Source organism: Enterobacter cloacae complex sp. 370H10, from assembly GCF_050031535.1.
Classification (GTDB): domain Bacteria; phylum Pseudomonadota; class Gammaproteobacteria; order Enterobacterales; family Enterobacteriaceae; genus Enterobacter; species Enterobacter intestinihominis.
Genome location: NZ_JBLGWG010000001.1, coordinates 4,721,105 through 4,740,889 on the forward strand (window position 1 = coordinate 4,721,105; position 19,785 = coordinate 4,740,889).

Annotated in this window: 37 protein-coding genes; 3 read left to right on the plus strand and 34 right to left on the minus strand. The window is 50.1% G+C overall.

Features of this window, described 5'->3' with window-relative positions; all coding sequences use genetic code 11:
- Positions 1–12 precede the first annotated feature (12 nt).
- The gene (gene trkA, locus ACQG2Q_RS23290) at positions 13–1,389 is read left to right on the plus strand and encodes a Trk system potassium transporter TrkA (protein WP_003863337.1); all 1,377 of its coding nucleotides are present in this window, start codon (positions 13–15) and stop codon (positions 1,387–1,389) included.
- A 146-nt stretch (positions 1,390–1,535) separates the two neighbouring features.
- Positions 1,536–1,949 (plus strand): large-conductance mechanosensitive channel protein MscL, encoded by a 414-nt coding sequence (gene mscL, locus ACQG2Q_RS23295; RefSeq protein ID WP_003863335.1) that lies wholly within the window; start codon positions 1,536–1,538, stop codon positions 1,947–1,949.
- On the opposite strand, the gene ACQG2Q_RS23300 is transcribed toward mscL, so the two are convergent.
- From ACQG2Q_RS23300 to rpsJ, 31 genes are all read right to left on the minus strand, one after another.
- Positions 1,950–2,165: an alternative ribosome-rescue factor A gene (locus ACQG2Q_RS23300; RefSeq protein WP_426759270.1), complete on the minus strand. Its 216-nt coding sequence runs from the start codon at positions 2,163–2,165 to the stop codon at positions 1,950–1,952.
- A gap of 57 nt (positions 2,166–2,222) precedes the next feature.
- A complete protein-coding gene (zntR, locus tag ACQG2Q_RS23305; RefSeq protein WP_003863328.1) occupies positions 2,223–2,648 on the minus strand; it encodes a Zn(2+)-responsive transcriptional regulator in 426 nt (141 codons plus the stop codon).
- A gap of 2 nt (positions 2,649–2,650) precedes the next feature.
- Positions 2,651–3,019 (minus strand): DUF1992 domain-containing protein, encoded by a 369-nt coding sequence (locus tag ACQG2Q_RS23310; RefSeq protein ID WP_022649586.1) that lies wholly within the window; start codon positions 3,017–3,019, stop codon positions 2,651–2,653.
- 107 nt (positions 3,020–3,126) lie between these two features.
- On the minus strand, positions 3,127–3,510 hold the full coding sequence (gene rplQ / locus ACQG2Q_RS23315; RefSeq protein WP_001216368.1) for a 50S ribosomal protein L17: 384 nt from the start codon (positions 3,508–3,510) through the stop codon (positions 3,127–3,129).
- 40 nt (positions 3,511–3,550) lie between these two features.
- Entirely contained in the window at positions 3,551–4,540 is a 990-nt protein-coding gene (locus tag ACQG2Q_RS23320) for a DNA-directed RNA polymerase subunit alpha (RefSeq protein WP_002919219.1), read from the minus strand.
- Positions 4,541–4,565: 25 nt separating this feature from the next.
- Positions 4,566–5,186, minus strand: a complete 621-nt coding sequence (rpsD, locus tag ACQG2Q_RS23325) for a 30S ribosomal protein S4 (protein ID WP_003863314.1) — start codon at positions 5,184–5,186, stop codon at positions 4,566–4,568.
- Between the two features lie 32 nt (positions 5,187–5,218).
- Positions 5,219–5,608, minus strand: a complete 390-nt coding sequence (gene rpsK, locus ACQG2Q_RS23330; RefSeq protein ID WP_003863312.1) for a 30S ribosomal protein S11 — start codon at positions 5,606–5,608, stop codon at positions 5,219–5,221.
- Positions 5,609–5,624: 16 nt separating this feature from the next.
- Entirely contained in the window at positions 5,625–5,981 is a 357-nt protein-coding gene (gene rpsM / locus ACQG2Q_RS23335; protein WP_003863308.1) for a 30S ribosomal protein S13, read from the minus strand.
- Between the two features lie 146 nt (positions 5,982–6,127).
- Positions 6,128–6,244, minus strand: coding sequence for a 50S ribosomal protein L36 (rpmJ, locus tag ACQG2Q_RS23340; RefSeq protein WP_000868187.1), 117 nt, complete (start codon positions 6,242–6,244; stop codon positions 6,128–6,130).
- Between the two features lie 31 nt (positions 6,245–6,275).
- The gene (secY, locus tag ACQG2Q_RS23345; RefSeq protein WP_003863305.1) at positions 6,276–7,607 is read right to left on the minus strand and encodes a preprotein translocase subunit SecY; all 1,332 of its coding nucleotides are present in this window, start codon (positions 7,605–7,607) and stop codon (positions 6,276–6,278) included.
- A gap of 7 nt (positions 7,608–7,614) precedes the next feature.
- A complete protein-coding gene (rplO, locus tag ACQG2Q_RS23350) occupies positions 7,615–8,049 on the minus strand; it encodes a 50S ribosomal protein L15 (protein ID WP_014885468.1) in 435 nt (144 codons plus the stop codon).
- A gap of 3 nt (positions 8,050–8,052) precedes the next feature.
- Entirely contained in the window at positions 8,053–8,232 is a 180-nt protein-coding gene (rpmD, locus tag ACQG2Q_RS23355; RefSeq protein ID WP_003863301.1) for a 50S ribosomal protein L30, read from the minus strand.
- Between the two features lie 6 nt (positions 8,233–8,238).
- A complete protein-coding gene (gene rpsE / locus ACQG2Q_RS23360; protein ID WP_003863299.1) occupies positions 8,239–8,739 on the minus strand; it encodes a 30S ribosomal protein S5 in 501 nt (166 codons plus the stop codon).
- Positions 8,740–8,753: 14 nt separating this feature from the next.
- Positions 8,754–9,107: a 50S ribosomal protein L18 gene (rplR, locus tag ACQG2Q_RS23365; RefSeq protein WP_003863297.1), complete on the minus strand. Its 354-nt coding sequence runs from the start codon at positions 9,105–9,107 to the stop codon at positions 8,754–8,756.
- A gap of 9 nt (positions 9,108–9,116) precedes the next feature.
- Entirely contained in the window at positions 9,117–9,650 is a 534-nt protein-coding gene (rplF, locus tag ACQG2Q_RS23370; protein WP_003863296.1) for a 50S ribosomal protein L6, read from the minus strand.
- A 12-nt stretch (positions 9,651–9,662) separates the two neighbouring features.
- Positions 9,663–10,055, minus strand: coding sequence for a 30S ribosomal protein S8 (gene rpsH / locus ACQG2Q_RS23375; RefSeq protein WP_006178918.1), 393 nt, complete (start codon positions 10,053–10,055; stop codon positions 9,663–9,665).
- Between the two features lie 30 nt (positions 10,056–10,085).
- Entirely contained in the window at positions 10,086–10,391 is a 306-nt protein-coding gene (rpsN, locus tag ACQG2Q_RS23380) for a 30S ribosomal protein S14 (RefSeq protein ID WP_003863291.1), read from the minus strand.
- Between the two features lie 14 nt (positions 10,392–10,405).
- Entirely contained in the window at positions 10,406–10,945 is a 540-nt protein-coding gene (gene rplE, locus ACQG2Q_RS23385) for a 50S ribosomal protein L5 (protein ID WP_022649589.1), read from the minus strand.
- Between the two features lie 14 nt (positions 10,946–10,959).
- Positions 10,960–11,274 (minus strand): 50S ribosomal protein L24, encoded by a 315-nt coding sequence (gene rplX / locus ACQG2Q_RS23390; RefSeq protein ID WP_263701729.1) that lies wholly within the window; start codon positions 11,272–11,274, stop codon positions 10,960–10,962.
- A gap of 10 nt (positions 11,275–11,284) precedes the next feature.
- Positions 11,285–11,656 carry a 50S ribosomal protein L14 gene (gene rplN, locus ACQG2Q_RS23395; RefSeq protein WP_002919748.1) on the minus strand — a complete coding sequence of 124 codons (372 nt, stop codon included), beginning with the start codon at positions 11,654–11,656 and terminating at the stop codon, positions 11,285–11,287.
- 166 nt (positions 11,657–11,822) lie between these two features.
- Positions 11,823–12,077 (minus strand): 30S ribosomal protein S17, encoded by a 255-nt coding sequence (gene rpsQ, locus ACQG2Q_RS23400; RefSeq protein WP_002438707.1) that lies wholly within the window; start codon positions 12,075–12,077, stop codon positions 11,823–11,825.
- Entirely contained in the window at positions 12,077–12,268 is a 192-nt protein-coding gene (gene rpmC / locus ACQG2Q_RS23405; protein ID WP_003863282.1) for a 50S ribosomal protein L29, read from the minus strand. Before rpmC ends, rpsQ begins: the two co-directional genes overlap by 1 nt.
- Entirely contained in the window at positions 12,268–12,678 is a 411-nt protein-coding gene (rplP, locus tag ACQG2Q_RS23410) for a 50S ribosomal protein L16 (protein WP_002919759.1), read from the minus strand. Before rplP ends, rpmC begins: the two co-directional genes overlap by 1 nt.
- A gap of 12 nt (positions 12,679–12,690) precedes the next feature.
- Complete coding sequence (gene rpsC, locus ACQG2Q_RS23415; protein ID WP_000529945.1) at positions 12,691–13,392, minus strand: 30S ribosomal protein S3; 702 nt, start codon at positions 13,390–13,392, stop codon at positions 12,691–12,693.
- 17 nt (positions 13,393–13,409) lie between these two features.
- Positions 13,410–13,742: a 50S ribosomal protein L22 gene (gene rplV / locus ACQG2Q_RS23420; RefSeq protein ID WP_002919773.1), complete on the minus strand. Its 333-nt coding sequence runs from the start codon at positions 13,740–13,742 to the stop codon at positions 13,410–13,412.
- 14 nt (positions 13,743–13,756) lie between these two features.
- Entirely contained in the window at positions 13,757–14,035 is a 279-nt protein-coding gene (gene rpsS / locus ACQG2Q_RS23425) for a 30S ribosomal protein S19 (protein ID WP_001138117.1), read from the minus strand.
- 16 nt (positions 14,036–14,051) lie between these two features.
- Positions 14,052–14,873 carry a 50S ribosomal protein L2 gene (rplB, locus tag ACQG2Q_RS23430; RefSeq protein ID WP_000301859.1) on the minus strand — a complete coding sequence of 274 codons (822 nt, stop codon included), beginning with the start codon at positions 14,871–14,873 and terminating at the stop codon, positions 14,052–14,054.
- 17 nt (positions 14,874–14,890) lie between these two features.
- Positions 14,891–15,193, minus strand: a complete 303-nt coding sequence (rplW, locus tag ACQG2Q_RS23435) for a 50S ribosomal protein L23 (protein ID WP_000617546.1) — start codon at positions 15,191–15,193, stop codon at positions 14,891–14,893.
- Positions 15,190–15,795 carry a 50S ribosomal protein L4 gene (gene rplD, locus ACQG2Q_RS23440; protein WP_000424395.1) on the minus strand — a complete coding sequence of 202 codons (606 nt, stop codon included), beginning with the start codon at positions 15,793–15,795 and terminating at the stop codon, positions 15,190–15,192. Before rplD ends, rplW begins: the two co-directional genes overlap by 4 nt.
- Positions 15,796–15,805: 10 nt before the next feature.
- Positions 15,806–16,435: a 50S ribosomal protein L3 gene (gene rplC, locus ACQG2Q_RS23445; protein ID WP_006178923.1), complete on the minus strand. Its 630-nt coding sequence runs from the start codon at positions 16,433–16,435 to the stop codon at positions 15,806–15,808.
- Between the two features lie 32 nt (positions 16,436–16,467).
- Entirely contained in the window at positions 16,468–16,779 is a 312-nt protein-coding gene (rpsJ, locus tag ACQG2Q_RS23450; RefSeq protein WP_001181005.1) for a 30S ribosomal protein S10, read from the minus strand.
- Between the two features lie 380 nt (positions 16,780–17,159).
- On the opposite strand from rpsJ, the gene ACQG2Q_RS23455 reads away from it, so the two are divergent.
- A complete protein-coding gene (locus ACQG2Q_RS23455) occupies positions 17,160–17,633 on the plus strand; it encodes a prepilin peptidase (RefSeq protein ID WP_048966381.1) in 474 nt (157 codons plus the stop codon).
- Here the strand turns inward: ACQG2Q_RS23455 and bfr are convergent.
- From bfr to tuf, 3 genes are all read right to left on the minus strand, one after another.
- Positions 17,617–18,093 (minus strand): bacterioferritin, encoded by a 477-nt coding sequence (gene bfr, locus ACQG2Q_RS23460; protein ID WP_003863270.1) that lies wholly within the window; start codon positions 18,091–18,093, stop codon positions 17,617–17,619. The two genes, ACQG2Q_RS23455 and bfr, sit on opposite strands and share 17 nt — an antisense overlap.
- 72 nt (positions 18,094–18,165) lie before the next feature.
- Positions 18,166–18,360 (minus strand): bacterioferritin-associated ferredoxin, encoded by a 195-nt coding sequence (gene bfd, locus ACQG2Q_RS23465; protein ID WP_003863268.1) that lies wholly within the window; start codon positions 18,358–18,360, stop codon positions 18,166–18,168.
- A 177-nt stretch (positions 18,361–18,537) separates the two neighbouring features.
- Positions 18,538–19,722 (minus strand): elongation factor Tu, encoded by a 1,185-nt coding sequence (gene tuf / locus ACQG2Q_RS23470; RefSeq protein WP_017693880.1) that lies wholly within the window; start codon positions 19,720–19,722, stop codon positions 18,538–18,540.
- Positions 19,723–19,785: the final 63 nt, after the last annotated feature.

A 19,785-nucleotide genomic window follows, 5' to 3' on the forward strand; every position in this document is an offset into this window, starting at 1 on the left:
AGGTCACGAAAGATGAAAATTATCATTCTGGGCGCAGGGCAAGTTGGCGGAACGCTGGCGGAAAATCTCGTGGGTGAAAACAACGATATCACCATTGTGGATACCAATGGCGATCGCCTGCGCGTTTTGCAGGACAAGTTCGACCTCCGCGTTGTTCAGGGGCACGGCTCTCATCCACGTGTGCTTCGGGAAGCGGGCGCGGACGATGCCGACATGCTGGTTGCAGTAACCAGTTCTGATGAAACCAACATGGTTGCATGTCAGGTGGCCTACTCGCTTTTCAACACCCCAAACCGCATCGCCCGCATTCGCTCCCCGGACTATGTCCGGGATGCGGAAAAGCTGTTTAATTCAGAAGCAGTACCTATCGACCATCTTATTGCGCCTGAACAGCTGGTTATCGACAGTATTTATCGTCTGATTGAGTACCCGGGCGCGTTGCAGGTTGTGAACTTTGCTGAAGGGAAAGTAAGCCTGGCGGTCGTGAAGGCTTATTACGGGGGCCCGCTGATTGGTAATGCCCTGTCGACAATGCGCGAGCATATGCCACATATCGATACGCGTGTTGCGGCGATTTTCCGTCACGACAGACCTATTCGTCCGCAAGGTTCCACCATTGTAGAAGCCGGGGATGAAGTCTTCTTTATTGCGGCTTCTCAGCATATCCGTGCGGTGATGAGTGAACTACAGCGTCTCGAAAAACCGTATAAACGTATTATGCTGGTTGGCGGCGGTAATATTGGCGCAGGTCTGGCGAGACGGCTGGAAAAAGACTACAGCGTGAAGCTGATCGAACGGGATCAACAACGCGCGTCAGAGCTGGCTGAAAAACTTCAGAATACCATCGTGTTTTATGGCGATGCTTCGGATCAGGAATTGCTGGCCGAAGAGCATATCGATCAGGTTGATCTTTTTATTGCCGTCACCAACGACGACGAAGCGAATATTATGTCCGCCATGCTCGCTAAACGTATGGGGGCGAAAAAAGTTATGGTGCTTATCCAGCGTAAGGCTTATGTCGATCTGGTACAGGGTAGCGTAATTGATATTGCTATTTCACCCCAGCAAGCCACCATCTCTGCCCTGCTAAGCCATGTGCGTAAAGCGGATATTGTCGGCGTGTCATCTCTTCGTCGTGGTGTTGCTGAAGCCATTGAAGCCGTCGCTCACGGGGATGAAACGACGTCACGCGTTGTTGGTCGCGCAATCGATGAAATTAAACTTCCACCAGGCACCATTATCGGCGCCGTAGTGCGAGGTAATGATGTGATGATCGCCAATGATAATTTACGTATTGAGCAGGGTGACCACGTTATTATGTTCCTGACCGATAAAAAATTTATTACCGACGTCGAGCGTTTATTCCAGCCAAGCCCGTTCTTCCTGTAATGATTTGGGTGCTCAGACGAGGGCACCCAAATATTAACCTTCTAATTTTCATGCCTTTTATTTTTCATAACGATTATTTATCCCCAATGGCAATTAGCTAATCATTTGTTAAACTTATAGGCGTCAGCTGGCACAAGGAGAACATAATGAGTTTTATTAAAGAATTTCGCGAATTTGCGATGCGCGGGAATGTGGTGGATTTGGCTGTGGGTGTCATTATTGGTGCGGCGTTCGGTAAGATCGTTTCATCATTAGTCGCCGACATTATTATGCCGCCGTTAGGACTGTTGATTGGAGGCATTGATTTCAAACAATTCGCCTTCACCCTTCGGGAAGCTCAGGGCGATATCCCTGCGGTTGTAATGCACTACGGCGTATTCATTCAGAACGTATTTGATTTCGTGATCGTGGCATTTGCCATTTTCATGGCGATCAAACTTATCAACAGACTTAACCGTAAAAAAGAAGAACCGGCTGCTGCCCCGCCAGCACCAACTAAAGAAGAAGTCTTACTGACTGAAATTCGCGATCTGTTAAAAGAGCAGAATAACCGCGTTTAATCAGGCGAGAGAAACAGAAAGGCCAGTGGTAAAAAAGCGATTAGCTTGCTTGCCACTGGCATCCCAGTTACCACGTTGTGCATGTTTACCTTTACGCAAATAACTCCCTTTTCCCTTCTTGTTCTTCTCAACACGCTGTCTAAAAAGCGGGTCGTGAAGCAATGCCTCAATGGTGTTATCCTTAATTTGTCCCTTAGTATGCTGATAGCGGCTCATCATTTCTCCTGAGCATAGTTAATGTCGGCGGGAGTCTAGTCCGTGGCTGATAAAAAATCAACAACCCTGAGTTTCACTACTGGCGCCCTGTTCAAGGGCTTCCAGTATTGAGCAATAAACACTGCTGTGAGCAGTACCGCAGCACGCGTCATTCAGCCTTTGTAGAGATCGTTGCATGGCCTGCAGCTCCTGAATTCGTCCTTCAACTTCATCCAGCCGGGCCTGAACGATGCTTTTAGATTCCTGACACGTATGATGTTCAGGATCGATACGGATCGACAGCAGTTCACGGATCGACTCCAGCGTGAAGCCGAGTTGCCGGGCATAGCGGATAAAACGAAGGCGTTGCAGGTCGTTATCCGTATAAAGGCGAAATCCACCTTCTGTTCTGACCTCATGATCGATCATCTGCTGCTTTTCGTAGTAGCGGATAGTATCCGGCGTTACGTTAGCAAGCTTCGCAAGTTCACCTATGCGGTACATGGCTACTCCTCGTTTATTTTTTGCATTAACCTTTCACTGTACTCACCATGCAAAAAGTCAGTATTCATTCCCGTCTGGCGCAGTTTTATTTCGATGAGCGCTAATCGACGGCTGATTTCGGAGTACCGCGGGTCATTCTTATGAATGCCTTTAAGCAGATCGGCAAGCTCGACGGCTTCATTGCGTTGCTGAAGTTCAGGGGGTAAACAACCTGCGTTTTTCAGTAAGCGATAACCGGCTCGTAATTCAGGGGGAATGTGTGAATCATCGTCCAGCACCAGTGGCTCACCGCTACCGGGGAGATTTTCAAACTCGCCTTTGTTTTGGGCATCGCTAATATGGCGTTCAGCCCACTGATCGAGCAACCACATAATGAACTCCAGGGGATGAGCAGAAAAGATACAGACATTGTAGATAAGTGGAGATTCTGCGGATATAAAAAAACCCGCCGAGGCGGGTTTTTTTACGTTACTACAGATTACTCTGCAGCAGCTTCTGCTTTCTCTGAACGATCAACCAGCTCGATGTATGCCATCGGCGCGTTGTCGCCTGCACGGAAGCCACACTTCAGAATGCGAGTGTAACCACCGGCACGGCTCGCGAAACGCGGGCCCAGTTCGTTAAACAGTTTTGCCACGATCTCGTTATCACGAGTACGGGCGAATGCCAGACGACGATTAGCAACGCTGTCAGTCTTGGCAAGAGTAATCAGCGGCTCAACTACGCGACGCAGCTCTTTCGCTTTAGGCAGGGTCGTCTTGATGATTTCATGACGAACCAGTGAACCTGCCATGTTGCGGAACATAGCCTGGCGATGGCTGCTGTTGCGGTTCAGTTGACGACCACTCTTACGATGGCGCATGACCTTATCCTTCTCAGTAAAACCTTAACCTGTGATCCGGTTACTCGTCAGCAATGCTTGCCGGTGGCCAGTTTTCCAGGCGCATGCCCAGAGACAGACCACGTGAAGCCAGCACGTCTTTAATCTCGGTAAGAGATTTTTTACCCAGGTTCGGCGTTTTCAGCAACTCAACCTCGGTACGCTGTACCAGATCACCGATATAGTGGATAGCTTCTGCCTTGAGGCAGTTAGCAGAGCGGACAGTCAATTCCAGATCGTCAACAGGGCGCAGCAGGATCGGATCGAATTCTGGTTTCTCTTCTTTCACTTCCGGCTGACGTACATCACGTAAGTCAACGAAAGCTTCCAGTTGTTCTGCCAGGATGGTTGCCGCACGACGAATCGCCTCTTCAGGATCGATTGTGCCATTGGTTTCCATTTCGATGACCAGCTTGTCCAGGTCGGTACGCTGTTCTACACGCGCTGCTTCAACATTGTAGGCAATACGCTCTACAGGGCTGTAGCATGCGTCGACCAGCAGACGGCCGATTGGGCGCTCATCTTCTTCCGAATGAATTCGGGCAGAAGCCGGCACATAACCACGACCGCGCTGAACTTTGATACGCATGCTAATAGCTGCGTTCTCATCGGTCAGGTGGCAGATCACGTGCTGCGGCTTGACGATTTCAACATCACCGTCGTGGGTGATGTCGGCTGCAGTCACAGGGCCAATGCCAGATTTATTCAGAGTAAGAATAACTTCATCTTTACCCTGAACTCTCACCGCCAGCCCTTTCAGGTTGAGCAGGATTTCAAGGATATCTTCCTGAACGCCTTCTTTGGTGCTGTACTCATGAAGTACACCATCAATCTCAACCTCGGTCACCGCGCAACCCGGCATCGATGAGAGCAGAATACGGCGCAGTGCGTTACCCAGAGTATGGCCAAAGCCACGCTCTAAAGGCTCAAGGGTCACCTTGGCGTGCGTCGAACTCACTTGCTCGATATCTACCAGGCGCGGTTTTAGAAACTCTGTCACAGAACCCTGCATTGTGTCCTCTCTTTGGTACTAAGCTTTACTTGGAGTAAAGCTCGACGATCAGGTGTTCGTTAATGTCCGCAGACAGATCAGAACGCTCAGGCTGACGCTTGAACGTACCTTCCATCTTGCCAGCATCAACTTCCAGCCAGGTTGGCTTTTCACGCTGCTCAGCCAGCTCCAGAGCGGCTTTCACGCGAGATTGCTTTTTCGCTTTCTCACGAATGCTAACAACGTCATTCGCTTTAACCTGATAAGAAGCGATGTTAACAACACGACCGTTTACCATGATTGCTTTATGGCTAACCAACTGGCGTGATTCAGCACGAGTCGCGCCGAAGCCCATACGGTATACAACGTTGTCCAGACGACCTTCCAGCAGAGCCAGCAGGTTTTCACCTGTGTTGCCTTTCAGACGTGCTGCTTCTTTATAGTAGTTACGGAACTGACGCTCCAGCACACCGTAGATACGGCGAACTTTTTGCTTTTCACGCAACTGCACACCATAGTCAGACAGACGCGGTTTACGCGCACCGTGCTGGCCAGGAGCTTGTTCAATTTTACACTTGGTATCGATCGCGCGAACGCCAGACTTAAGGAATAAGTCGGTGCCCTCACGACGGCTCAGCTTGAGCTTAGGACCCAAATATCTTGCCATTTTCTATCTCCAACTAACCTAAAAAACGAGCGTTATACGCGACGTTTTTTCGGCGGACGACAACCGTTATGAGGGATCGGAGTCACATCAGTAATATTCGTGATGCGGAAACCAGCGGCGTTCAGAGCGCGAACAGTAGATTCACGACCCGGACCCGGACCTTTAACCATAACTTCCAGATTCTTGATGCCGTATTCTTTTACGGCTTCAGCGCAACGCTCTGCTGCAACCTGAGCTGCGAACGGAGTGGATTTGCGAGAACCACGGAAACCGGAACCACCGGCTGTTGCCCAACCCAATGCGTTACCCTGACGATCAGTAATAGTAACGATGGTGTTGTTGAAAGAAGCATGGATATGAGCCACGCCGTCAGAGACTTGTTTTCTTACACGTTTACGTGCACGAACTGGTGCCTTTGCCATTATTCAATCACCCCGATTATTTCTTGATCGGTTTGCGCGGACCCTTACGGGTACGTGCGTTGGTCTTAGTACGCTGACCGCGCACTGGCAGACCACGACGATGACGCAAACCGCGATAGCAACCAAGATCCATCAGGCGCTTGATGCTCATGCTGATTTCACGGCGCAGATCACCTTCAACGACAAATTTGGCAACTTCGTCACGCAGCGTGTCGATTTGTTCTTCAGACAGCTCACTGATCTTAACATCTTCAGCGATACCCGCTGCAGCCAGAATGGCTTTGGAACGGGTCTTGCCGACGCCGTAGATCGAAGTTAATGCGATCACAGCATGTTTCTGATCAGGAATGTTAATGCCTGCTATACGGGCCACTATGCACTCCTACTATTTAATATGTACGCACCATGCTGAAAAGCCCGTTTTCAGGATACTCAAATGGAAACGTACAGACATACAAAAGATTGGCTGGCTAATCTAGCCAGCTCAACCCAACTTTGCAAGAAAAATATGCGAAATAATCAGCCTTGGCGCTGTTTATGCTTCGGCTCGGCACTGCAAATCACACGGATGACACCATCACGCTTAACGATTTTGCAGTTACGGCATAATTTCTTGACGGAAGCACGAACTTTCATTTTTACTCTCCGTAACTTCTCAGACGACCATTTAGCGGCCGTAGCCTTTCAGGTTCGCCTTCTTCAATGCAGACTCATACTGACTGGACATCATCAGAGTTTGCACTTGAGCCATAAAGTCCATAATCACGACAACAACGATAAGCAGTGAGGTCCCACCGAAGTAGAACGGTACTTTCATTGCATCACGCATGAACTCCGGGATCAGGCAGATAAAAGTAATATAAAGCGCACCAACCAAAGTCAGGCGAGTCATTACTTTATCGATATACTTCGCCGTTTGCTCTCCCGGACGAATTCCTGGTACAAATGCACCGGACTTCTTCAGGTTATCTGCTGTTTCACGCGGGTTGAAGACCAACGCCGTGTAGAAGAAACAGAAGAAGATGATCGCAGACGCATAGAGTAACACATAAAGTGGTTGCCCAGGCTGCAAATACAGCGAAATTGTTGTCAGCCAGTTCCAACCAGTACCGCCCCCGAACCATGATGCGATGGTTGCCGGGAACAGAATAATACTGGAAGCGAAGATAGCCGGGATAACCCCCGCCATATTCACTTTCAGCGGTAAATGTGTGCTCTGTGCAGCATAGACACGACGACCCTGCTGACGTTTAGCGTAGTTCACCACAATGCGGCGTTGACCACGTTCAACGAAGACAACAAAGAACGTCACTGCAAATACTAATACTGCAACCAACAGCAACAGGAGGAAGTGCAGGTCGCCTTGACGCGCTTGCTCGATAGTATGGGCGATGGCCGGCGGGAGACCCGCAACGATACCGGCGAAGATAATGATTGAGATACCGTTACCGATACCTCGTTCAGTAATCTGTTCGCCGAGCCACATCAGGAACATGGTCCCTGTGACCAGACTTACAACAGCGGTGAAATAGAATGCAAAGCCTGGGTTTAATACCAGGCCCTGCATACCAGGCATATTCGGAAGACCGGTAGCAATACCGATCGACTGGAATATTGCCAGCACCAGAGTGCCGTAACGGGTGTACTGGCTAATCTTACGACGTCCAGACTCCCCTTCTTTCTTCAACTCTGCCAGGGCCGGATGAACGACCGTCAGCAGTTGGATAATAATCGATGCCGAAATGTACGGCATAATACCCAGTGCGAAAATAGAAGCACGGCTGAGAGCACCACCAGAGAACATGTTGAACATTTCAATGATGGTGCCTCGCTGTTGCTCAAGCAGTTTGGCAAGTACAGCGGCATCAATACCAGGGATCGGAATAAAAGAGCCAATACGGAACACAATCAGCGCGCCGATTACAAACAGCAGTCTGCGTTTCAGCTCGCCAAATCCACCTTTGGCACTTTGAAAATCTAATCCCGGTTGCTTAGCCATCTGCTACTTATTCCTCAATTTTACCGCCAGCAGCTTCGATAGCAGCACGAGCACCTTTAGTAACACGCAGGCCACGAACAGTTACCGGAGTAGAAACTTCACCAGACAGGATCACTTTCGCGAACTCGATCTGGATGCCGATAATGTTAGCCGCTTTCAGCGTATTCAGGTCTACAACGCCGCCTTCAACTTTCGCCAGGTCAGACAGACGGATTTCCGCTGTAATCGCTGCTTTGCGAGAGGTGAAGCCGAACTTCGGCAGACGACGGTACAGTGGCATCTGGCCACCCTCGAAACCGCGACGTACGCCACCGCCAGAACGAGAGTTCTGACCTTTGTGACCACGACCACCGGTTTTGCCGAGGCCAGAACCGATACCACGACCCAGGCGTTTACCCGCCTTTTTAGAGCCTTCGGCCGGAGACAGAGTATTTAAACGCATCTCTTACTCCTCAACTTTAACCATGAAGTAAACCGCGTTGACCATACCACGAACAGCAGGAGTATCCTCGCGCTCAACGGTATGACCAATACGACGCAGACCCAGGCCAAGCAGCGTTGCCTTGTGTTTCGGCAGACGACCGATTGCACTGCGGGTTTGAGTGATTTTAATAGTCTTTGCCATGGTCAATTACCCCAGAATTTCTTCAACGGATTTACCACGCTTGGCAGCGACCATTTCTGGAGAATTCATATTTTCCAGGCCATCAATAGTTGCACGAACCACGTTGATCGGGTTGGTGGAACCATATGCTTTAGCCAGAACGTTATGAACTCCAGCAACTTCCAGAACGGCGCGCATTGCACCACCGGCGATGATACCGGTACCTTCGGAAGCTGGCTGCATGAATACACGAGAACCCGTGTGAACACCTTTAACTGGGTGTTGCAGGGTACCGTTGTTCAGCGCGACGTTAATCATATTGCGACGGGCTTTTTCCATCGCTTTCTGGATCGCTGCTGGAACTTCACGCGCTTTACCGTAACCAAAACCAACGCGACCGTTACCATCACCCACTACAGTCAGAGCTGTGAAGGAGAAAATACGACCACCTTTAACGGTTTTAGATACGCGGTTTACCGCGATCAGCTTTTCCTGCAGTTCGCCAGCCTGTTTTTCGATGTGAGCCATCTTACACCTCTACCTTAGAACTGAAGGCCAGCTTCACGGGCAGCATCTGCCAGTGCCTGGACACGACCATGATATTGGAACCCGGAACGGTCAAAGGAAACATTGCTGATGCCTTTTTCCAGAGCGCGTTCTGCAACAGCTTTACCTACAGCTGCAGCGGCGTCTTTGTTACCGGTATACTTCAATTGTTCTGAGATAGCTTTTTCTACAGTAGAAGCAGCTACCAGAACTTCAGAACCGTTCGGTGCAATTACCTGTGCGTAAATATGACGCGGGGTACGATGTACCACCAGGCGAGTTGCACCCAGCTCTTTGAGCTTGCGGCGTGCGCGGGTCGCACGACGGATACGAGCAGATTTCTTATCCATAGTGTTACCTTACTTCTTCTTAGCCTCTTTGGTACGCACGACTTCGTCGGCGTAACGAACACCCTTGCCTTTATAAGGCTCAGGACGACGGTAGGCGCGCAGATCTGCTGCAACCTGACCGATCAGCTGTTTATCAGCGCCTTTCAGCACGATTTCAGTCTGAGTCGGGCATTCTGCAGTGATTCCGGCCGGCAGCGGATGCTCAACAGGGTGTGAGAAGCCCAGAGACAGGCCTACTGCATTCCCTTTGATAGCTGCACGATAACCTACACCAACCAGCTGAAGCTTTTTAGTGAAGCCTTCGGTAACACCAACAACCATTGAGTTCAGCAGGGCACGCGCGGTACCAGCCTGAGCCCATCCATCCACGAAACCATCACGTGGACCGAAGGTCAGAGCGTTATCTGCATGTTTAACTTCAACAGCTTTGTTGAGGGTACGAGTCAGCTCGCCGTTTTTACCTTTGATCGTAATAACCTGACCGTCGATTTTGACATCAACGCCGGCAGGAATAACGACCGGTGCTTTAGCAACACGAGACATTCTTTCCTCCGATTAGGCTACGTAGCAGATAATTTCGCCACCAAGACCAGCCTGGCGCGCTGCACGATCAGTCATAACACCTTTAGAGGTAGAAACAACTGCGATACCAAGACCAGCCATTACTTTTGGCAGCTCATCTTTTTTCTTATAGATGCGCAGGCCTGGGCGGCTGACACGCTGAATGCTTTCTACAACAGCTTTACCCTGGAAATACTTGAGAGTAAGTTCCAGTTCCGGCTTGGTGTCGCCTTCAACTTTAAAATCTTCGATAAAACCTTCTTCCTTCAGCACGTTGGCAATTGCCACTTTCAGCTTGGCGGAAGGCATGGTGACCGCAACTTTGTTCGCGGCCTGACCGTTACGGATACGGGTCAGCATATCCGCGATCGGATCTTGCATGCTCATCTGTCTTTACTCCCGTGATTCAATTGGTAATTACCAGCTAGCCTTTTTCAAGCCTGGTACTTCACCGCGCATGGCGGCTTCACGCAGTTTGATACGGCTCAACCCAAACTTGCCCACATAACCATGTGGACGACCTGTTTGACGACAGCGGTTACGCTGACGAGACGGGCTGGAATCACGCGGCAGAGACTGCAGCTTGAGAACCGCATTCCAACGATCTTCGTCGGAAGCGTTCACATCAGAAATGATCGCTTTCAGTTCAGCGCGTTTAGCGAAGAATTTATCAGCTAAAGCTACGCGCTTTACTTCGCGTGCTTTCATTGATTGCTTAGCCATTCAGTAACCCTACCTTACTTGCGGAACGGGAAGTCAAAGGCAGCCAGCAGAGCACGGCCTTCTTCATCAGATTTCGCAGTAGTGGTAATGGTAATATCCAAACCACGCACGCGGTCGACTTTATCGTAGTCGATTTCTGGGAAGATGATCTGCTCACGGACACCCATGCTGTAGTTACCACGACCGTCGAAAGACTTAGCGGACAAGCCACGGAAGTCACGGATACGTGGAACAGCAATAGTGATCAGGCGCTCAAGGAACTCCCACATGCGTTCGCCACGCAGAGTTACTTTACAGCCGATCGGATAGCCCTGACGGATTTTGAAGCCTGCAACAGATTTGCGTGCTTTGGTGATCAGCGGTTTTTGACCGGAGATTGCTGTCAGGTCAGCTGCTGCGTTATCCAGCAGTTTCTTGTCAGCGATCGCTTCACCAACACCCATGTTCAGGGTGATCTTCTCGACCCGAGGGACTTGCATGACAGAATTGTAGCTAAACTCAGTCATGAGTTTGTTAACTACTTCGTCTTTGTAGTAATCATGCAGTTTCGCCATCGTACTACTCCAAATTACTTGATAGTTTCGCTGTTAGACTTGAAGAAACGGACTTTTTTGCCGTCTTCGAATCTAAAGCCTACACGGTCAGCCTTACCGGTAGCCGCATTGAAGATTGCAACGTTAGAAACCTGAATAGCAGCTTCTTTTTCAACGATGCCGCTTGGTTGGTTCAGGGCCGGAACCGGCTTCTGATGTTTCTTAACCAGGTTGATACCTTCAACGACGAGTTTGCCGGAAGACAGAACATTTTTTACTTTACCGCGTTTACCTTTATCTTTACCGGTTAACACGATAACTTCGTCATCACGACGGATTTTCGCTGCCATGATTCGCTCCTTAGAGTACTTCTGGTGCCAGAGAGATAATTTTCATGAACTTCTCAGTACGAAGTTCACGAGTTACCGGCCCAAAGATACGCGTGCCGATAGGCTGCTCGCTGTTATTGTTTAAAATAACGCATGCATTACCATCGAAGCGAATGACAGAACCGTCAGGGCGACGAACACCCTTCTTGGTGCGCACCACTACCGCCTTCAGCACATCACCTTTTTTGACCTTACCACGTGGAATTGCTTCCTTGATGGTGATCTTGATGATGTCGCCTACGCCTGCGTAGCGACGGTGCGAGCCACCCAGAACCTTGATACACATTACGCGACGTGCACCGGAGTTGTCGGCGACGTTCAGCATAGTCTGTTCTTGGATCATTTTAGTGCTCCGCTAATGTCAACTACTACCTGAGACTCTAAAATCAGAGCCGTTAAAAAGCCCCATATCGAGGGCGCGGCATTATAACACCGCTTCTGCAATATGGGTAGAAAAAATAAACGGCTCATTGCTGAGCCGTTTATTCGTATTGAGAATGCGTACTCTATTACAGAACCGCTTTCTCTACAACGCGAACCAGCGTCCAGGACTTAGTCTTGGACAGTGGACGGCATTCACGGATTTCAACCTTGTCGCCGATACCACATTCGTTGTTCTCGTCATGTACGTGCAGTTTGGTCGTACGCTTGATGAATTTACCGTAGATCGGGTGTTTCACAAAACGTTCGATAGCTACAACAATGGATTTCTCCATTTTATCGCTAACAACACGACCTTGCAGAGTACGGATTTTATCGGTCATTACGCACCCGCCTTCTGAGTCAGTAAAGTCTTAACGCGCGCAACATTGCGACGCACTTGCTTCAGCAGGTGAGTCTGTTGCAGCTGGCCACTTGCAGCCTGCATACGCAGGTTGAACTGCTCACGCAGCAGGTTCAGCAGCTCAGCGTTCAGCTCTTCAACGCTTTTTTCACGCAGCTCTTTTGCTTTCATTACATCACCGTCTTAGTTACAAAGGTGGTTTTGATAGGCAGTTTCGCTGCTGCCAGGCCGAAGGCTTCACGGGCCAGCTCTTCCGGAACACCGTCCATTTCATAAAGGACTTTGCCCGGTTGGATCAAGGCAACCCAGTACTCCACGTTACCTTTACCTTTACCCATACGAACTTCCAGTGGCTTCTCGGTGATCGGTTTGTCCGGGAATACACGGATCCAGATCTTACCTTGACGCTTAACTGCACGGGTCATTGCACGACGTGCTGCTTCGATCTGACGTGCAGTCAGACGACCACGGCCAACAGCTTTCAGACCGAAAGTGCCGAAGCTAACATCCGTACCCTGCGCCAGACCACGGTTGCGGCCTTTGTGCACTTTACGGAATTTTGTACGCTTTGGTTGTAACATCAGCGACGCTCCTTATTTACGGCCTTTACGCTGCTGCTTTTTAGGTTGAGCAGCCGGTTTTTCCGGTTGTTCAACAGCAGCCATACCACCCAGGATCTCACCTTTGAAGATCCATACCTTAACGCCGATTACACCGTAAGTGGTGTGCGCTTCAGAGGTGTTGTAGTCGATGTCAGCACGCAGAGTGTGCAGCGGTACGCGACCTTCGCGGTACCATTCGGTACGTGCGATTTCCGCGCCGCCCAGACGGCCGCTAACTTCAACTTTGATACCCTTAGCGCCCAGACGCATTGCGTTCTGTACAGCACGCTTCATAGCACGACGGAACATAACACGACGTTCCAGCTGAGAAGTGATGCTGTCAGCAACCAATTTAGCGTCCAGTTCAGGCTTACGAACTTCAGCGATATTGATCTGTGCAGGAACGCCAGCGATATCCGCTACGACCTTGCGCAGTTTTTCTACGTCTTCGCCTTTCTTACCGATAACGATGCCAGGGCGAGCAGTGTGAATAGTCACACGGATGCTCTTAGCCGGACGCTCGATAACGATACGAGATACAGACGCTTTAGCCAGTTCCTTAGTCAGGTACTGACGTACTTTAAAATCGCTGTCCAGGTTGTCAGCGAATTCTTTGGTGTTCGCAAACCAGGTAGAGTTCCATGGTTTTACAATACCCAGGCGAATACCATTAGGATGTACTTTCTGACCCATTGCTAGTCTCCAGAGTCTCAGCGATCGGACACAACCACAGTAATGTGGCTGGTGCGCTTCAGGATGCGATCTGCACGACCTTTCGCACGCGGCATAATGCGCTTCATGCTTGGGCCTTCATCTACGAAAATTTTCGCGACTTTCAGATCGTCGATGTCAGCGCCATCGTTGTGTTCAGCGTTAGCAATGGCAGATTCCAGTACTTTCTTGACCAATACCGCAGCTTTCTTGTTGGTATAGGTCAGGATGTCCAGGGCCTGCGACACTTTCTTACCGCGAATCAGGTCAGCAACAAGGCGAACCTTCTGTGCAGAAGAACGAGCATGGCGATGTTGAGCTAAAGTTTCCATCTCTTCCTCCTACCTTATTTCTTCTTCGCTTTTTTATCAGCAGCGTGGCCGCGATAAGTACGAGTCGGTGCGAATTCACCCAGTTTGTGACCAACCATTTCGTCGGTAACAAAGACTGGAACGTGCTGACGACCATTATGGACAGCGATGGTCAAACCGATCATGTTAGGAAAGATCGTTGAACGACGGGACCAAGTGCGCAGGGGCTTCTTGTCTCCGCTTTCCACCGCTTTCTCTACCTTCTTCAGCAAGTGCAGGTCAATAAAAGGACCTTTCTTGAGAGAACGTGGCATGGCTTATCCTCTAAAATTATTTGCTACGGCGACGTACGATAAATTTATCAGTACGCTTGTTGCTGCGGGTCTTCTTACCTTTGGTCTGAACGCCCCACGGAGTTACCGGGTGCTTACCAAAGTTACGACCTTCACCACCACCATGTGGGTGATCGACTGGGTTCATCGCAGTACCGCGAACGGTAGGACGAACACCACGCCAGCGTGCAGCACCAGCTTTACCCAGAACGCGCAGCATATGCTCAGCATTGCCAACTTCGCCCAGAGTAGCGCGGCAGTCTGCTTCGACTTTACGCATTTCACCAGAACGCAGACGCAGGGTGACATAAGCACCGTCACGCGCAACGATCTGAACGTAAGTACCCGCGGAACGCGCCAGCTGACCGCCTTTACCTGGTTTCATTTCTACGTTATGAACGGTAGAACCAACCGGGATATTGCGCATCGGCAGGGTGTTGCCTGCTTTGATTGCAGCATCAACGCCAGACTGAATCTGGTCGCCAGCTTTCAGGCCTTTAGGGGCCAGGATGTAACGGCGTTCGCCATCTTTGTACAGAACCAGCGCGATGTTCGCGGAACGGTTCGGATCGTACTCAAGACGCTCAACAACTGCTGGGATACCGTCTTTGTTGCGTTTGAAGTCAACAATACGATAAGCCTGCTTGTGGCCACCACCGATGTGACGAGTGGTGATACGGCCATTGTTGTTACGACCACCGGATTTGCTGTTTTTTTCCAGCAACGGAGCAAAAGGTTTGCCCTTGTGCAGCTCAGGGTTAACCACTTTAACTACGTGGCGACGACCCGGAGATGTCGGTTTACATTTAACAACTGCCATTGTATTACTCCTCCGACTTACTCAGCGCCGCCAACGAAGTCCAGGTTCTGGCCTTCTTTCAGGGTGACGTAAGCTTTTTTCCAGTCGCTACGACGACCGATACGCTGTCCGTGACGTTTAACTTTCCCTTTAACTACCAGGGTGTTAACGACTTCGACTTCGACTTCAAACAGTTTCTGCACAGCAGCTTTGATCTCTGCTTTGGTCGCGTCTTTAGCAACTTTGAGAACGATGGTGTTTGTTTTTTCCATCGCAGTAGACGCTTTTTCAGAAACGTGCGGTGCGCGCAGCACCTTCAGCAGACGTTCTTCACGAATCATGCCAGCATCTCCTCAACTTGCTTAACAGCATCAGCAGTCATTACGACTTTGTCGAAGGCGATCAGGCTAACCGGGTCGATACCAGTCGCGTCGCGTACGTCAACCTTGTGCAGGTTACGCGCGGCCAGGAACAGGTTCTCGTCCAGCTCACCGGTGATGATCAGCACATCTTCCAGAGCCATGTCTTTCAGTTTCTGTGCCAGCAGCTTAGTTTTAGGCGCTTCAACAGAGAACTTCTCGACAACGATCAGACGATCCTGACGTACCAGTTCGGACAGGATGCTTTTCAGCGCGCCGCGGTACATCTTTTTGTTAACTTTTTGACTGTGGTCCTGTGGACGCGCAGCGAAGGTCACGCCACCTGAACGCCAGATCGGGCTCTTGATAGAACCTGAACGCGCACGGCCGGTACCTTTCTGGCGCCATGGCTTTTTGCCTGAACCAGTTACTTCAGCACGAGTCTTCTGAGCACGAGTACCCTGACGAGCACCAGCTGCATAAGCAACAACAACCTGGTGAACCAGCGCTTCGTTGAAATCACGACCGAAGGTAGTTTCGGAAACAGTCAGCGCGCTCTGCGCGTCTTTCAATACTAATTCCATTGCTATCCCCTTACGCCTTCACAGCTGGTTTAACGATCAGGTCGCTACCGGTTGCACCCGGGACCGCACCTTTAACCAGCAGCAGGTTGCGCTCAGCGTCAACACGTACTACGTCCAGGCTCTGAACGGTTACACGTTCGTTGCCCAGCTGACCTGCCATTTTCTTGCCTTTGAACACTTTGCCCGGAGTCTGGTTCTGACCGATAGAACCCGGAACGCGGTGAGACAAGGAGTTACCGTGAGTAGCGTCCTGGGTACGGAAGTTCCAGCGCTTAACGGTACCAGCAAAACCTTTACCTTTAGAGGTACCGGTTACGTCAACTTTTTTAACGTCAGCAAACAGCTCAACGCTAATGTCCTGACCTACGGTGAACTCTTCGCCTTCAGCAAGACGGAATTCCCACAGACCACGGCCAGCTTCTACGCCAGCTTTAGCGAAGTGACCCGCTTCTGGTTTGGTTACACGGTTAGCTTTTTTAGCACCAGTGGTCACCTGAACAGCGCGGTAGCCATCGTTAGCCAGATCTTTAACCTGGGTAACGCGGTTTGCTTCAACTTCGATTACGGTTACTGGGATTGAAACGCCATCTTCAGTGAAGATGCGGGTCATGCCCACTTTTTTACCGACTAAACCAATCATTGTATCAACCTCTCAATCGCTCGATGACCTGATTAACCCAGGCTGATCTGCACGTCTACACCGGCAGCCAGATCCAGACGCATCAGAGCATCAACGGTTTTCTCAGTTGGCTCAACGATGTCAACCAGACGCTTGTGAGTGCGGATCTCGTACTGATCACGCGCATCTTTGTTAACGTGCGGAGAGATCAGAACGGTAAAGCGCTCTTTGCGGGTCGGCAGCGGGATCGGACCACGGACTTGCGCACCAGTGCGCTTAGCAGTCTCGACGATTTCCGCGGTTGATTGATCGATCAGACGATGATCAAACGCTTTAAGGCGGATACGGATTCTTTGGTTCTGCATGAGACCAGAGCTCCAATTATTTTATAAACGAAAATGATTACTCCTCAAACCCATTACGATTGATGGGAGAGTGTAACCGTTCTTACGTAGCTCCCCAATTGGGAGCATTGTTGAGTAACAAAGTGAGCTACTCTGGTTCAGATTGAACCCGCCGTCAATTACGACAAGCCCGCGCATTATACGTAAATCAGCGAAAGACGCAAGTGCCGTTTAGAAATTAAGCGCCAAAGTCGTACTCTGCGTAAGGCCTCGCAATTTTTTATGCAAAGTATCCCTTCTCAACTCTTTGTCTGAAGCCGCTATGCAATTGTTGTTTTTACACATTGCCGGGCATGCAGATTGTTACGAGTATGCGCTCAAACCATTTTGAGGCTCTCGCTATGCTAATGTCCCTCCCCTTTCTGCTGATCTATTTTGCGTTATCGGCCTTGCTTGTACGCACCGATATTCGCACGGGGCTGCTTCCCGATAAATTCCTTTGCCCGCTGCTATGGACGGGCCTGCTCTACCAGCTTTGTCTTCATCCTGATTTTTTGCCGAGCGCGGTAGTGGGTGCGACGGCAGGATACGCCGGATTCGCCGTTATCTATTGGGGATATCGACTCATCTGCCGACGTGAAGGGATGGGGTATGGCGACATAAAATATCTTGCGGCGCTGGGAGCATGGCATGGCTGGTGTGTACTGCCAGTACTGGCATTAGTGGCCGCGTTAATGGCTCTGCTGTATCTGGTTGGTTTCTCGTTGTTCAACCCTGATAAGCAGGCATTAAAAAACCCACTGCCTTTTGGGCCATTTCTGGCGGCAGCGGGTTTATGCGTTGGCTGGGAAAGCCTGATTAACTTTCCACTTTGATCTGAGACTGAAGGTAGTTCTGTAGGCCAATTTTGCTAATGAGATCCAGTTCGGTCTCAAGCCAGTCGATGTGCCCTTCTTCATCGGCCAGGATCTGGATCATCATATCCCGGCTGACGTAGTCATGTACGCTGTCCGCATAGGCAATGGCTTCACGCAGGTCTTTTGCACCCTCCAGCTCTAGCCGGAGATCAGAACGCAGCATCTCTTCAACATCTTCTCCGATGCCCAGTTTTCCGAGATCCTGTAGGTTAGGAATGCCTTCGAGGAATAAAATACGCTCAATATATTTATCGGCGTGTTTCATTTCATCAATGGACTCATGGTATTCAACATCGTTGAGGCGAGTCAGTCCCCAGTTTTTGAACATTCTTGCATGGAGAAAATACTGATTGATTGCGACAAGCTCATTTCCCAATAATTTATTGAGATAACTTATGATTTTAACATCACCTTTCATTATATAGTCCCTCCGCTTCCACTCATTGAAGCGTAGATCGGGCTACGGGGATGTCAAAAAAAAGATGGAGGCTTACGCGATCTCTTTGAATTCCGGGATCTGCATCAGTTCGTCCTGCATGATCTCACGCGCTGCGCGAACGCATTTACCGCATTGATTTCCCACCGGAACAAACTTACGAAGCTGCTGGAAAGATTGTGGTTGAAACTGGCGAACGGCCTGACGAATTTTTTTGTCGCTTACACCATTACATAAACAAACGTACATAAAGACTCCCGTTCAAAATATGCGCAAAGTGTAAGTGAGAATGGTTATGATTACAATAGCACGGGCGTCGGAATACGTGGCGGGAGAAAGCAAAAAATGCGAATTTTTATGACAATGCCCAACGGCAGAAAACAAAAAAGGACGCCGAAGCGTCCTTTTTATTTCAGGGATAATTAATTAGCCCAGAACTTTAGCAACAACGCCCGCGCCAACGGTACGGCCGCCTTCACGGATTGCGAAACGCAGACCGTCGTCCATCGCGATTGGGTGGATCAGAGTCACAACCATCTTGATGTTGTCGCCTGGCATTACCATCTCTACGCCTTCTGGCAGTTCGATGGTACCGGTCACGTCAGTTGTACGGAAGTAGAACTGTGGACGGTAGCCTTTGAAGAACGGAGTATGACGGCCGCCTTCGTCTTTGGACAGAATGTACACTTCAGATTCGAACTTGGTGTGTGGCTTGATTGAGCCTGGCTTCGCCAGAACCTGACCACGTTCGATTTCTTCACGTTTGATACCACGCAGCAGAACACCAACGTTCTCACCAGCACGGCCTTCGTCCAGCAGTTTGCGGAACATTTCAACGCCAGTACAGGTAGACTTCGCAGTCTCTTTGATACCAACGATTTCAACTTCTTCACCAACTTTGATGATACCGCGCTCTACACGACCGGTAACAACGGTACCACGACCGGAGATGGAGAATACGTCTTCGATTGGCAGCAGGAATGGCTTGTCAATCGCACGCTCTGGTTCTGGGATGTAAGAATCCAGGTAGCCAGCCAGTTCGATGATTTTCTCTTCCCACTCTGCTTCGCCTTCCAGCGCTTTCAGCGCGGAACCACGAACGATTGGGGTATCGTCGCCTGGGAAATCGTACTGAGACAGCAGTTCACGAACTTCCATCTCTACCAGTTCCAGCAGCTCTTCGTCATCAACCATGTCGCATTTGTTCAGGAACACGATGATGAAAGGAACGCCTACCTGACGACCCAGCAGGATGTGCTCACGAGTCTGAGGCATAGGGCCGTCAGTCGCAGCAACAACCAGGATCGCGCCGTCCATCTGCGCAGCACCGGTGATCATGTTTTTAACATAGTCGGCGTGGCCTGGGCAGTCTACGTGTGCGTAGTGGCGAGTCGGGGTGTCATACTCAACGTGAGAAGTGTTGATGGTGATACCACGAGCTTTTTCTTCTGGTGCGTTATCGATCTGGTCGAAAGCACGAGCAGCACCGCCGTAGGTTTTAGCCAGTACGGTAGTGATTGCAGCAGTCAGGGTAGTTTTACCATGGTCAACGTGGCCGATAGTACCAACGTTGACGTGCGGTTTTGTACGTTCAAATTTTTCTTTAGACACGGCTATATTCCTTACTATAGTGCTCTCCCCTTCGGAGAGAGCACGGGACTTAGGTTTTAATCC